This window comes from Paenibacillus arenosi, from assembly GCF_014841135.1.
Lineage (GTDB): Bacteria > Bacillota > Bacilli > Paenibacillales > Paenibacillaceae > Paenibacillus_B > Paenibacillus_B arenosi.
Genome location: NZ_JACYTN010000001.1, coordinates 312531 through 326263 on the forward strand (window position 1 = coordinate 312531; position 13733 = coordinate 326263).

At 43.0% G+C, this 13733-nt stretch carries 5 protein-coding genes; all 5 read left to right on the forward strand.

What is annotated here, in order from left to right; genetic code table 11:
• The first annotated feature begins 45 nt into the window (after positions 1-45).
• From IFO66_RS01290 to IFO66_RS01310, 5 genes are read left to right on the forward strand one after another with little or no spacing between them, the layout of a single operon-like run.
• Positions 46-8412 carry a non-ribosomal peptide synthetase gene (locus tag IFO66_RS01290; protein WP_192023403.1) on the forward strand — a complete coding sequence of 2789 codons (8367 nt, stop codon included), beginning with the start codon at positions 46-48 and terminating at the stop codon, positions 8410-8412.
• A gap of 14 nt (positions 8413-8426) precedes the next feature.
• Positions 8427-9383: a hypothetical protein gene (locus IFO66_RS01295; protein WP_192023404.1), complete on the forward strand. Its 957-nt coding sequence runs from the start codon at positions 8427-8429 to the stop codon at positions 9381-9383.
• A complete protein-coding gene (locus IFO66_RS01300) occupies positions 9380-12550 on the forward strand; it encodes a cyclic peptide export ABC transporter (protein WP_192023405.1) in 3171 nt (1056 codons plus the stop codon). The genes IFO66_RS01295 and IFO66_RS01300 overlap by 4 nt, the downstream gene beginning before the upstream one ends.
• 22 nt (positions 12551-12572) lie before the next feature.
• A complete protein-coding gene (locus IFO66_RS01305) occupies positions 12573-13433 on the forward strand; it encodes a 3-hydroxyacyl-CoA dehydrogenase family protein (RefSeq protein WP_192023406.1) in 861 nt (286 codons plus the stop codon).
• Between the two features lie 23 nt (positions 13434-13456).
• On the forward strand, positions 13457-13732 hold the full coding sequence (locus tag IFO66_RS01310; protein WP_192023407.1) for an acyl carrier protein: 276 nt from the start codon (positions 13457-13459) through the stop codon (positions 13730-13732).
• Position 13733: the final 1 nt, after the last annotated feature.

A 13733-nucleotide genomic window follows, 5' to 3' on the forward strand; every position in this document is an offset into this window, starting at 1 on the left:
TGTTTGAAAATGAATACGTTAGTTTCTTGATACAGGAGGCTGTCCATGAAACCGAAGCAACTTTCGATGAATCAAATGATTATTGCCCATCAGCATGCACGGGAGAAAGAATACTGGCAGCAGCAGTTGGATGGTGAGATTGGGTTGGAAGGATTCCCTAATCATAATAGCCTTGCTCAAGTTACGGGGACAGAAAAGGTGATGGAAGCTTTTCCTTTTATGTTGCCAGAAGCAATCGCCGCTCAATTGATTAAACGGGGAAATCAATCGGATTATGCTGTTCATGTTATTTTGCTATCTGGAATTGCTGCCCTACTGCACAAATATACTGGGAGCAGCGACATGATTATTGGCGCTCCTATTTATAAGCAGGTGCAGGAGACTGGCAATTTTATTAATACGATGCTTCCTCTGCGAGCCCAGGTGGATAGAGGGACAAGCTTCAAGGAACTGCTCATGCAAGTAAAACAGACGTTGGCAGCAGCGATAGAGCATCAAAACTATCCGGTCGAGGCGCTGTTTGAGCAGCTCCATTTCGAAGATGGAGAGTCAGGACTATCCATGTATCGGACGGTCGTTATGCTGGAGAACATTCATCCGCGGCATTATTTGGGCGATGCGGACTGCAAGCTGTTATTCCGCTTTGTACGAGAAGAGGATCGAATTCGTGGAACGGTGGAGTATGATGCAAGTGTGTATGCTCAAGCAGGTTTAGAGCGTTTGCTAGCTCATTATTATACCTTTATGGAGCAGGCCTTGCTGCAAGTGGGAGCAAGTATCGGTGAACTTACGATGCTCCCAGAGGAGGAACGTGCTCAGATTCTATTTACGTTTAACGGTAAGAAAGGCTTTTGTCCAGACACGACGATGAGCCAATTGTTTGAGGAACAGGTTACGAAGGCGCCAGATGCTATAGCTGCCACGTGTGTGGGAATAAGTCTGACGTATACGGAATTGAATGAGCAAGCAAATCAACTGGCATGGCTGCTCAAAGAGAAAGGGATCGGTCGGGACAGATTGGTAGCGGTACTGTTCGAACGTTCGATTGAGATGTTGGTTGGCACATTAGCCATCTTTAAGGCTGGAGGCGCTTATGTACCGATCGATGTGAATTATCCAATGGAGCGGATTCACACGGTGCTAGCGGATTCGAGAGCAAGTGTCGTTCTGACAATGGCTACTGCTTATCCAGATCCAGCGGAACTGTGCCAGAGTATTGTCCGCGGTACATCTGTAGAGCATTTGGTGTATTTGGACAAGTTGGCTCAACCAGAATTCGGAGCATCAGCCTTCCGTGCAGAGCGTCTTGCATGGCTACTGGAGCAAAGAAAGCCGTTTGACCTTGACCTGAAGATGCAAGATGACGTGCAGGTTGATGCTGCTCAACTTGATGCTGCTCAACTTGATGCTGCTCAACTTGATGTTGGTGAAAGTCAGTTGAGTCATGCGATGTGTTACAGACGCTCCGAACAACTGGCTCGCTTCTTCGAGCATCGCTTGGGAAGCGAGCCAAAGCGCTATCCTGTAGGTGTATTGGCAGAGGATCCAATGGATCGTATCACAGCGTTGTCAGCGCTGCAGCGTCTAGGGGTAGATTATGCGGTTGTTAGAAACATGAAGGAAGCGGCGCAATGGATCCAAGAAGGCAAAGTAGGCTTCTTTGTAACAACGAGTCAGCATGTGGATCAGGTGGACCGTCTATTTTGGGAACAAGAAACGCTGCATGGCTATGTGTTGTTAGATGAATATGACTCTCTCGGCAGCGTGAAACAGTCGCAGGTGCAGGATATTTGGGAAGTAGTAGCTGGGCAGTCCGGTGAGGCGATCAACGACTATGGTTGGAGCAGCAGCTTTGGTGGTAACGCATTTCGTCTAGAAGAAATGCAAGAATATATCGACAACTTTCAAGCGAAGCTAACGCCATATTTGACCAAAGAGTCGAAGGTGTTTGAGATCGGCTGCGGTCATGGTATCGTGCTATTCCAGCTTGCACCGAGCGTGAAGTCTTACGTTGCTACCGATCTGTCTGGTACTATCATCGAGCGCAACCGGGAACGAGCAATACGGGAATCACTGCACCATGTTGAACTGAAACAGGCTGCCGCAGCTGAAATCGGTTGCCTAGATGTGTCTGATGTAGATGCAGTGGTCGTCAGTAGCGTTGTTCATTATTTCCCGAACACGTTGTACTTGGAGGAGGTCATCCGGAGTGCAATTGGACTGCTGAAAGAGGAAGGCATCATCTATTTGGACGACCTGCTGGATGCTGGTCGCAAGCAGGAGTTGGTAGCTTCAACAGCGGCTTATAAACAGGCGAATCCTACTGCACTGGTGAAGACAGGATGGGATGAGGATTTGTTCGTAGATGAGCGATTCTTTGCAGAACTGCAGCGATCCTATCCAGAAATTATAAGCTGGGAAAGCAGTCGCAAGCGAGGAATGATCGACAACGAGTTGACGAGATTCCGCTATGACGTGTTGTTGAAGATCGACAAGAAGCAGAATCGTCGAGAAGAGGTTGTGAATTCGGATCAATTGCTTGGAGACAGCAAGGGTCGATATACATGGAAAGAAGTACACCAGTTGGCAGTAGGTACAGGAGAAGTGGATACACGTAATGATACACACGAGGGAATAGAGCCATATACGTCCAATACTTCAAAGAATCACAGCGGAGCGCTGTTAGTCGAAGCAGCTGCATGGGGAACTGTGACGGATGTATCAACGATGACAGCGATGCCGAAGCACAATCCGCCTTCGATTAACAAGCCAGACGATTTAAGCTATGTCATTTATACATCAGGTTCAACGGGCCGCCCGAAAGGCGCAATGGTGGAACATCGGGGTATGATCAACCATCTTTATGCGAAACAAAACGATTTTGCAGTCAGTGATACCAGCATCATTGCTCAAAATGCATCCCATTGCTTTGACATTTCAGTATGGCAGATGTTTTTAGGCTTAGTGCTAGGTGGTAGTGTCGTCATCTATCCGAATGAAGTGACGCTTGATGCGGATACTTTTATCCATCAAATTGAACAGGATGGCATTACGATACTGGAGGTCGTGCCCTCCTATTTGAGCGTGCTGCTGGATCAATTAGAGCCGGAACGTAACAGCTTGGCTAATCTGAAATTATTAGTGGTGACAGGAGAGGCGTTAAAACCTGCGCTGGTAGATCGATGGTTTACAAAGTATCCAGGAATCCAGTTGGCGAATGCATATGGTCCGACAGAAGCGTCGGATGATATTACCCATTATATGATGGACCGAGATCCATTACTTGCTTCAATTCCTGTTGGGTATCCCATTCAAAATATGACCATTTATATCGTGGATCAAGGTGGGCAGTTAAGCCCAATTGGGATTAAGGGAGAAATTTGGGTTTCGGGTATCGGCGTAGGCCGAGGATATGTAAACCAACCGGAGAAGACGAAAGAAGCTTTCGGAGAAGATCCATTTTCAACAGAGCCAGGAATGCGTCTGTACAAAACAGGTGACATCGGCAGGTGGATGGAAGATGGAAGCATCGATTTCTTGGGTCGCAAGGATCATCAGGTCAAAATTAGAGGCCACCGAATCGAGCTGGGAGAAGTGGAAAATCGGCTGGCAGAGCTACCTGGTGTGAAGGAGAGTGTCGTAACGGTCAGCAGTAGGGCTGGTGAAGAAAGCTTCTTGTGCGCGTATGTAACAGGTACGACAACGGATATTTCGGTATTGAAAAAGCAACTAACTGAGCGATTGCCAGACTACATGGTACCAGAATACGTGGTTCTGTTGGAGCGGCTGCCGTTAACTCCGAATGGAAAGGTAGACCGTAAGGCTTTGCTTGAGCCAGATGGCGAAACAGTTGGCGGAATGACGAGCTACAAAGAACCGAGTACAGATATCGAACGTAAACTGGCCGTCATTTGGAGTGAAGTCCTTGGAATTGAGCAAGTAGGGGTGAATGACAGCTTCTTCGATTTAGGTGGACATTCACTGAAAATGATGTCGATTTCCGGAAAAATTCAAAAGGAATACGGATATAAGATTACGATGAATCAAATTTTCGAGTATCCAACTATAAAAGCGCTGAGCAACTTTATTGAGCAGCATGTTAATAAGGAGAACTCGCTTCATCAGCTAGAATTTATTCCCATTCAATCGATAGCTGCTCTTCCATTTTATGAGGTTTCCTCTGCACAGAAGCGTATTTATTTGCTTAATCGGATTGATAACGTAGGCCTAAGCTATAACATCTCAGCAGCCTTTATCATTAAAGGTTTGTTGGATCGAACTGCTGTGGAGCGTTGTTTCCATCAACTGCTAGTAAGGCATGAAGCGCTGCGAACTTCTTTTGTGTTTCATAACAATGAGCTTGTTCAACGAATAGCCGAGAATGTTCCGTTTGAACTGGTACATTACCGTGCAAGCGAAGAACAGGTGGGTGCACGGATTGGTGAATTTGTAAAACGTTTTGATTTAGCGAAAGCACCACTCTTTCGAGCAGGATTGGTTGAAATTGCTGTAGACAAGCATATTCTTCTATTTGACCAACATCATATTATTTCAGACGGTATATCTCAGGAGTTATTAATTGAAGAGTTTATTCGTTTGTATAATGGTGAGACGCTTGCAAGTTTGCCGATACAATATAAAGATTTTGCGGTATGGCAAAATCAAATCATGAAGACAGAGAAGTATCGAAGTCAAGAGAGTTACTGGCTGAATGTATTTGATCAGGAGCTAGCGAACTTGAATCTTCCATTGGATTATGTGCGCCCGAAGCAGCAAAGCTATGAGGGAAATATCATCGATTTTGCGCTTGATCCTGCTACTACTGGACGCTTACATGAGTTGGCAAGAAATCAAGGTTTGACACTCTATATGGTTTTATTGACTGCCTTTCATATTTTACTCTCTAAATATGCTGCCCAAGAGGATATTGTCATAGGGTCCCCGATTGCGGGTAGGCAACATCCTGATGTAGAGCGAATGGTTGGCGTATTTATCAATATATTGTGCATGCGTAATAAGTGGAGTGCAGAGCAAACCATTGGTGATTTCCTGCAGCAAGTAAAAATAAATACATTGAATGCTTATGAACATCAAGATTATCCATATGAGGAGCTAGTCGCACAACTGAATTTACCTCGAGATGCAAGTCGCAACCCACTTTTTGATGTCATGTTTGTGCTGCAAAATATGTCTGTCTCTAAAATGGAGATGAACGGTCTTGATGTCGGACCATATGAATATAACCACACTACGACACAATTTGATCTCAAGCTGGATGTAACGGAAACGGAAGAACAGGGATTGTTATGTACTTTTGAATACAGTACGCAACTGTTCAAACCTACAACGATTCAGCATATGGCTGAACGATTTGAACTGCTTGTGAATCAAATGATCGACGGCATTCATCGGAAAGTGGTTGATATCTGTCTAGTCACAGAGAAAGAACGAGCTCAAATTCACGCTTGGAACGATACAGCAGTGGACTTCACTAAGGGAACGATTCATTCCTTATTTGAGAAGCGTGTGCAGCAAACACCTAATGAAATTGCCATTGTACATGGCGAACAAACGATTACCTATAAAGAACTCAATGAAAGAGCCAATCAATTAGCTCGATTGCTGCAGCAGATAGGTATTCAAAGTAATGAACGTGTTGGATTATGTGCGGTTCGAAACCCAAATATGATCATTGGCATACTAGGAATCTTAAAGGCAGGAGCTTGCTATGTGCCCCTCGACCCAGATTATCCGCTGCAGCGCAAGCAATATATTCTAAACCATTGCGGAGCACGAAAGCTTATTGTCGAGGGAGTTAAGGAAGCAAACGAGCTGCTGCATAAGGAATCTGACCTTGAGGTTGTGATTTCGTTAGAAGATGGTGATAGCTCAGGTCAATGGAAAGAAATGAGACATGAGCTAAAGCTTTATACGATTGATGACATTCAGCATCATTTGTCGGTTAATCTCGATCTTAATCATGACGTGGAGAGTCTCATGTATGTCATGTATACATCGGGTTCGACTGGTGTTCCCAAAGGGGTCATGGTTACACATGCAAATGTAAGCAATTATGTGCAGTGGAGCATCAGCCATTTCGGATTAAGCGCTGATGACAATATGATGTTGGTTACATCAATGTGCTTTGACATATCTGTATTTGAAATGTTTGGAGCGCTATTGAGCACGGCTACCCTTCACATTTTAGATATACGGACCCTTCATGATCCGAAGCGGCTGTTAGCGTATATTTGCGAGCATCAGATTCATGTATGGCATTCTGTACCGACGCTAATTACACAAGCCTTGTTGATGCTGGATCACTATGAAGATGAAAAACGTTTTGATCTGAGACATGTTCGTCTTATTATGCTGGGTGGAGAAGCTTGGAGTACCACTCTTGCCGAGCAAATCCGTACAAAATTTTTAGGTGCACAACTTTATAATATGTACGGGCCAACGGAAGCAACGATCTGGGTAACTAGCTTTCAAGTACCTGCCGCAACAAGTGGATTGAAAGCTATCTCGATTGGTACCCCAATTGCTAACAATCAAATATGGATCATGGATGATGCAGGGCAACTATGCGGCGTCGGCATTCCAGGGCATATTTATGTCAGCGGTACGAATGTAACACCTGGTTACTACAATAACGCAGCAGAAACAGCCAGTAAGTTTGTGTTTGAGGAAGCTATGGGCATGGTTCTATATCGAACAGGCGATATCGGCCGATATTTGGCTGATGGCAACATTGAGTTTTATGGTAGAAATGACAATATGGTCAAAGTAAGAGGCTATCGAATTGAGACAGGCGAGATAGAGCAGGCACTATTACGAAAGCAAGAGATTAGTGAGACGGTTGTAGTCGTCCGTCAATACCAAGGATCAGCAAGCTTAGTCTGCTATTATGTTGCACAAACGGATTGCAAATCTGCTCAATTGACAGCACATTTGGAGGGCTTGCTGCCCACCTATATGATTCCATCGCAATTTGTATCTATGGATCAATTGCCGCTTACCCCTAATGGAAAAGTAGATCGCAATGCATTGCCAGACCCAGCTTCACGCTCAGATGAAGCTGACGTATATAGCACTCCAGCCAATGAACTGGAAGAGAGAATTGCATCGGTATGGCGAACCGTGCTTTCCGTGAAAAACATTGGTGTTCATGATGACTTCTACCAGCTTGGCGGTAATTCACTGCTTATCATTAAATTAGAGGTAGAGCTTGAAAAGCAAGGATTGTTTAGTAAAGGCATTTATTTAACGGAGTGCAATACCATTCGTAAATTAGCTGATCGCTTGGAACTGAGCGAACAAGGACAAAGCGAGCAAGCTGCTGCTGTAACTGGGAACAGCTTGGTTTATGAGCTAGATTGTGCTAGACAAGTGGATGAGAATAAGAATACGTATTTACTGCCTAACATCGAACCATTTAACGATATTTTCTATAAAAACTGCTTCTACAGTTCAGCCTTTTCCATGTTAAAGTACTTCGAGTGTGATGCTGTTGATCTAATTACAGATGAACGTTGCGTCTATGAATATGATAGGTTACAAAATAGATTTCGTGTGGAGTACGTGTCGCTTCAGTCACTAGATGATACCTTAGCCGAAAAATGGGTTAGTATGGATACGAAAATGATTAGTCAGCACATTATTGCAGATATGCAGAAGGCTATATCGAATGGACGCCCGGTTATTATTTGGATCGATTGCTATTACGCGTCCATACGAGCAGACAAATATCAACATGAGCATTTTCCACATACTTGGCTTATTTATGGATATGATGAAACGAAGCAAATCGCATACATCATCGAACAACTTCATAGTGAGCATTCGGTTTATGAGAAACGGACGGTCGCTTTTGAAGAAGTGGTTGCCGCTTATAACGGATATTTGCAGCACCTAGCCCATATGTATACCGACATACCATCTTACTATGAATTCTTTTCATCTAAGGAAAAAGAGTCTGATATGGAAGAAAAAAATGAAATATATAGAAACCGCTCTACCCGCTACCTTACACTAATTCGGGAGAGTGAGCTTTGTCGTAGTGCGGACAAAGATTCACTACAGAATTTAGCCCAGTTTATTGTTGATTTTGAAGCAATGGTATCCAATCTGGAGTTACTGCGTGATAAAGCAGCCCAGCTCATAGACAATTTAAACGATGTTATTAATGGAAAGCGAGTTGAGAAATATACGCTTCGTACCTTGTTTGGCGAGGAGTGGGTAGGAACAAGGGTTATTTCTGAAATTGTTGATGGGTGGGAGGCAGTTCGAGTCATCATTGCTAGAGCTCATTTCTCAGCTAGTTATACTCACCATTCGTTAGCAAAAGCAGTGACGATGCTGAAATCCATTGAACGGCTTGAGCACGAATATGTGTCTTGTGCCTTCAAGTAGATGGGGGTATAACAATGGATAGGCAATTTCAATTCGAGTCTTGGTACTTTGATTGTCGAAAGTTAAACTATTTGATGGAATTGCGCAAGCATCAGTTTCCAACATCGAGCTTATGTTTTAACGTTTATGAATACATCGGGGATATTGCGGAGCATGTTATCGATGCTGAAAAGCAGATATGGTCCTATGAAAGTAAGGGATTGCAAGGCGATTTCTCATGGGTTCCTCTCCAAATCGACAGTATTGATTTCAGTGCCCCCAATCATTTGCTGCCAGTTCTACAAGAGATACAGCTATCTCAATCGGCAGTGATATGGGTATACCGAGACAAACTGGATTATGTAGTCCCAGAAGGGGCACCGGCAACCGATGTACTTCATTCCTTATATGTCGATGGCGTAAGAATGGTTGGGGACGAGTGCCAATTGCATATTCATGATATGTTTCCAGAGTATAAAGGATGGGTGAGGGCGGATTGTATCGTCGCCTCTATCGAAGGTATGTCAAAGGACTATTATTATGCTGAGTTACTAAAATACGAGAAGAACCATTCTCTACACATTGAGCGCCTGCCTTTATGGCAGGCTTTTTCGGCTGATATTTTACAACTGAACAATGATTTCTCTGCTTATGAAAAATTTCTCGACATTCAAGCAGATTGGAATGAACGGTATGGTAGTCACGAAGAGGCATGTCATTTTCTCGGTGATACGTGGTCTTTTCTAGCAGGCTCTCGATATCTCACGCAACAGTTTCTACAGTGGATTGGCTATGAAGGTCCTGTGCTTGATCGGCTGAACGAGTATGTGAGGAAGGCCTTGATTATTCGCAATTTTTACCTCAAATCGCTGTATAGTGGCAAAAAAACGTCTGATTCGATCGAAGCTATTATTCGAGAAATAGCTCTAGTCGATGAACAGGCACTCACATTATTGAAACAGCTTCCGACAGATTGGAGGGGACCCAATTGAATATTCATGTAAAAGTAGAGATTCTATTGAAGCGACTGTTCGTTATCATGCTCTTCATCCACTTGCTATTTCCATACAATAGTGTTCAAGCAAATGGATCATCTTCATCAGCGATTCCCTTCTCAGAGATCGAGCAATGGATTGAAGAGCAGATGAAATCTGGCGATATTCCAGGCTTAGCCGTTATCATGGCGGATCGAGAACAAGTTATTTATCAAAAAGGATTTGGATATGCTGATGTGGAAAGTCAGCGTCTAGTTACTAGCAAAACCCTTTTTGAGCTTGGTTCGACTAGTAAAGCATATACGGGTCTGGCATTGCTCCATCTGCAAGAGCAGGGGAATATCCGCTTGCAAGATCCAGTCTCTACTTATTTGCCATGGTTTCAAGTCCATTTTAAAGGTGAGCATAAAGGGCAAAAAATCGACGGTAACGTTGAAATTACGCTAGAGCAGCTGCTGCACCATACGAGTGGAATTCCTTTCAACACGATAAAAGATATACCGACTGGAAATGATGAGGAAGCTTTGCAGCGTACGGTTAAGCAGGTGTCAGGTACTGAGCTTGAGTTCTATCCTGGCGAGGAATATTTATATGCGACGATTAACTATGATGTGTTAGGGCTTGTCATTGAACAAGTATCGGGTGATACATTTGAGAATTATGTGCATGATCATATTTTGCAACCGAACGGCCTACATCAAACCGAACTTATTCGAGAAGAGGCCGCCAAACATGATTTAGCTACTGGTTACAAATATGGATTCCTGCAAGCAGAAGCTTACGATGCACCTATGTATCGTGGGAATACGCCAGCAGGTTATGTGATGACCAACGCGGAGGACATGGGGAAATGGCTTCAGCTTCAGCTTGGTGGAGCGGAACAAGAGACCATGAAGCAACTAATTGCACAATCTCACCAGCCGGATCGTTCGGTACTGCCTGCTGGAGACGGCTCATCTTATGCTGCGGGATGGAATGTAATTCCATCAGGTGATGGAATTCTTTCTCATGCGGGTAGCAATCCTAACTTTTCCTCTCATCTTGTGTTGTTGTTACGTGAACAGGTGGGCATCGCAGTCATGGCTAACTTGAACACGGATTATACGGCTGCAATAACTAGCGGAATAGCAGATATTATACAAGGGAAAAAGCCATCACCACCTACGGAAGATATGTTTCGAGATTTAGATAAGTTAAGTACGGTTATCCTCGCAGTGGCTTCGCTACTCATGGTAGTGTTTATTATATTAACGGTGCTTGTCTCAATCGATTTTGCTAGAGGCAGAAGAACCTGGTCCAGTTTTAAGGCTAAGCATATGGTTCATCTTGTGTTTACAGCTGCATTTGTTTCTTATATTGGTTATTGCTTGTATCGTATTCCAGAAGTGCTATTTTGGGATCTATCGTGGACGTTCTTACAGGTATGGGGACCTAATAGTTTGCTACCTGCGGTATATACGGTCATGGCGACTTCCATCTTCTTTTCCTTATACATGCTCGGCATTATGATTTTCCCTAAGAAAAAGGAGAAACCGTTATTTCCTTTACTTATTTTGAGCTTTGTCAGTGGCTTCGGCAATGCGATCATTATTTTTTCTGTTGTTGAAGCATTGAAACGAGTGGAACGTTTTGATGTGGGCTTGCTGCTGTATTACGCACTGGGAATCATCTTCTATGTAGCAGGACAAAAGCTGATACGCAACAAGATGATAGAGATGACCCATACGTTAGTGTATGAGAAGCGATCTGGACTCATTGATAATTTACTGCATACTCCATTTTACAAATTTGAAAAGATTGATCGTGGTGAAATCTACGCAGCGCTCAAAGGGGATACAGAATTAGTCAGCCAAGCGCCCGATGTAACGATAAGCGCATTGACAAATCTAGTGACACTTTTGTTTTGCTTTGGCTACTTAGGAGTTGTTAATTTTTACGGCCTACTTATATCAGTACTCATATTGGCTTTAGCTGCTGGTTTATATTTCATCATGGGACGTTCGGCTGATAAGTTATGGGAGCAGAGTCGGGACATTCAGAACCACTTTTTTAGTTTCATTAATGATTTGGTACAAGGTTTCAAAGAATTGAGTTTAAGCAAGCGTCGGAAAAAGGATTTTGCAGCTGATATGGATAACAGCAATCTGGATTTTCGCGCAAAAAATATGAAGGCTTCGATGAAGTTCGCCAATGCGTTTGTTGTCGGTGAGCTATTGTTTGTGCTTGTTATTGGCGCCGTTGCTTTTTTGTTTCCAGTCATATTTACTGACTTGCCAGTATCTACATTAACCACCTTTGTGTTCGTATTTTTGTATATGACAGGTCCAATCAATGCTTTATTGGATGTCATACCTGAACTAGTACAAATCCGTATTAGCTGGAACCGACTGAATCAGCTCATTAAGAAAACAAGTGAGTTGAAAATCAATTCTGTAGGAAACTCACATGTTATGCTACCTGCTCCTCGCAGACTATCATTACGAAATGTCGAGTACGACTATAAGCAAGAGGAGAGAAGCTTTACGGTTGGACCGATTAATATTGAGTTCTGTAGTGGAGAGATTACGTTCATTACAGGCGGAAATGGTAGCGGGAAAACATCACTTGCAAAATTATTTACAGGGCTCTACAAAGCAGATCGAGGAGCGATATTTATAGACGAGCAGGAGCTGGATCATTCCGAGATTGGTGAATACTTCGCACATATATTTAGCGATTTCTATTTATTCAAACGACTATATGGGATAGAAACGGAAGGAAAGGCAGAGCAGATAGATTCCTATTTGCATTTGCTTCAAATGAAAGAAAAAGTAGCGATAACAGATGGAGAATTCAGCAGTTTGGAACTATCCACCGGTCAAAGAAAGCGACTAGCCTTGCTTCTAAGTTATTTAGAGGACAAGCCCTTCTATTTGTTTGATGAATGGGCAGCCGATCAAGATCCACAGTTCCGCCAATTTTTCTATGATGAGTTACTCCCTGAATTGAAACATCAGGGCAAGTGTGTTATTGCAATTACCCATGATGATCGTTATTTCCATCTCGCAGATAAGGTTATCAAAATGAATCTAGGTCAAGTGGAAGCTAATTTGGTCAACCGAGATGTGTCTGAAACCGATATGGTTGATAGTGACGGTGATGTTTCAGCAAATAGGACAGGATAACAGAAACGGAGTGGTTAAGCTAATGGGAACTGCGCTAAAAATTGGTGTAATAGGAGCAGGTACGATGGGTACATGTATAACAGCCGATTTGTTATTTCACGAACTGCCATGCGTTCTTGTAGATATATCAGAAAAGGCTCTTGCAGATGCAAGAGCCGAAATAGAAAAGGTGCTTCGATTTGCTGTCGTTATTAATAAAGACTTGCCAAAGGTAAATGTAGCAGAAGTAATGGAAAAAGTTCGTTTCACAACGGATATACGAGATGTTTCCGACTGTAGTTATATGATTGAAAATGTTCCTGAGCATTGGGAGACGAAAGAGCAAGTTTACAAGCAAATGGATCATATTTTTGCAGGTGAAATGTACTATGCTGCGAATACATCGTGCTTGTCGATTACGAAGCTGGGAGGAGTAACTAGTAGGCCTGAAAATGTCATCGGTGTTCATTTTATGAATCCATCTTATTTGAAAAGTACGGTCGAAGTAATAAAAGGGCATCATACCTCAGATACGTGCATCGAACAAACGGTAAGTGTTTTAAAGAAGTTGAATAAAGAAACGATAATTGTCAATGATTATCCTGGCTTTGTGAGCAATCGGATTTCACATTTATTTATGAACGAGGCTGCGTTTGTTGTGCAAGATCAAGTAGCAGATGCTGCTCAAGTGGATGCCATATTTAAGAAGTGTTACGGGCATAAGATGGGGCCTTTGGAAACAGCCGATTTAATTGGATTGGATACGGTAGTCCATTCCTTGGACGTACTGTATCAGAGCTACCAAGACCCCAAATATAGATGCTGCCCTTTGCTACGCAAAATGGTAGATGCGAACCTGTTAGGTAAGAAATCGGGTAGAGGTTTCTTCACCTACAAAAAATAATAATTGATTATGAGGAGGACACAATGGCTGAACAAATGATGCAACGACTTGCAAAGGTGATTGCTACAAAAACGGAAAATGAAGAAGTACTAAGCAGAATTCGGATGGACAGCAGTTTTGATGAACTAGGTATTCACTCGGTTTCATTTATAAAAATTATGGTTGGTGTTGAAGAGGAATTTGGAATTGAAATCGAAAATGAAGAACTTTATATGGAAAATGAGTCGTTTAGCAACGTAGCCTCGCTAGTTCAGTTCGTACAGCTCAAATTGGATAGAGGGGAAAAATTACTCGGGTAGG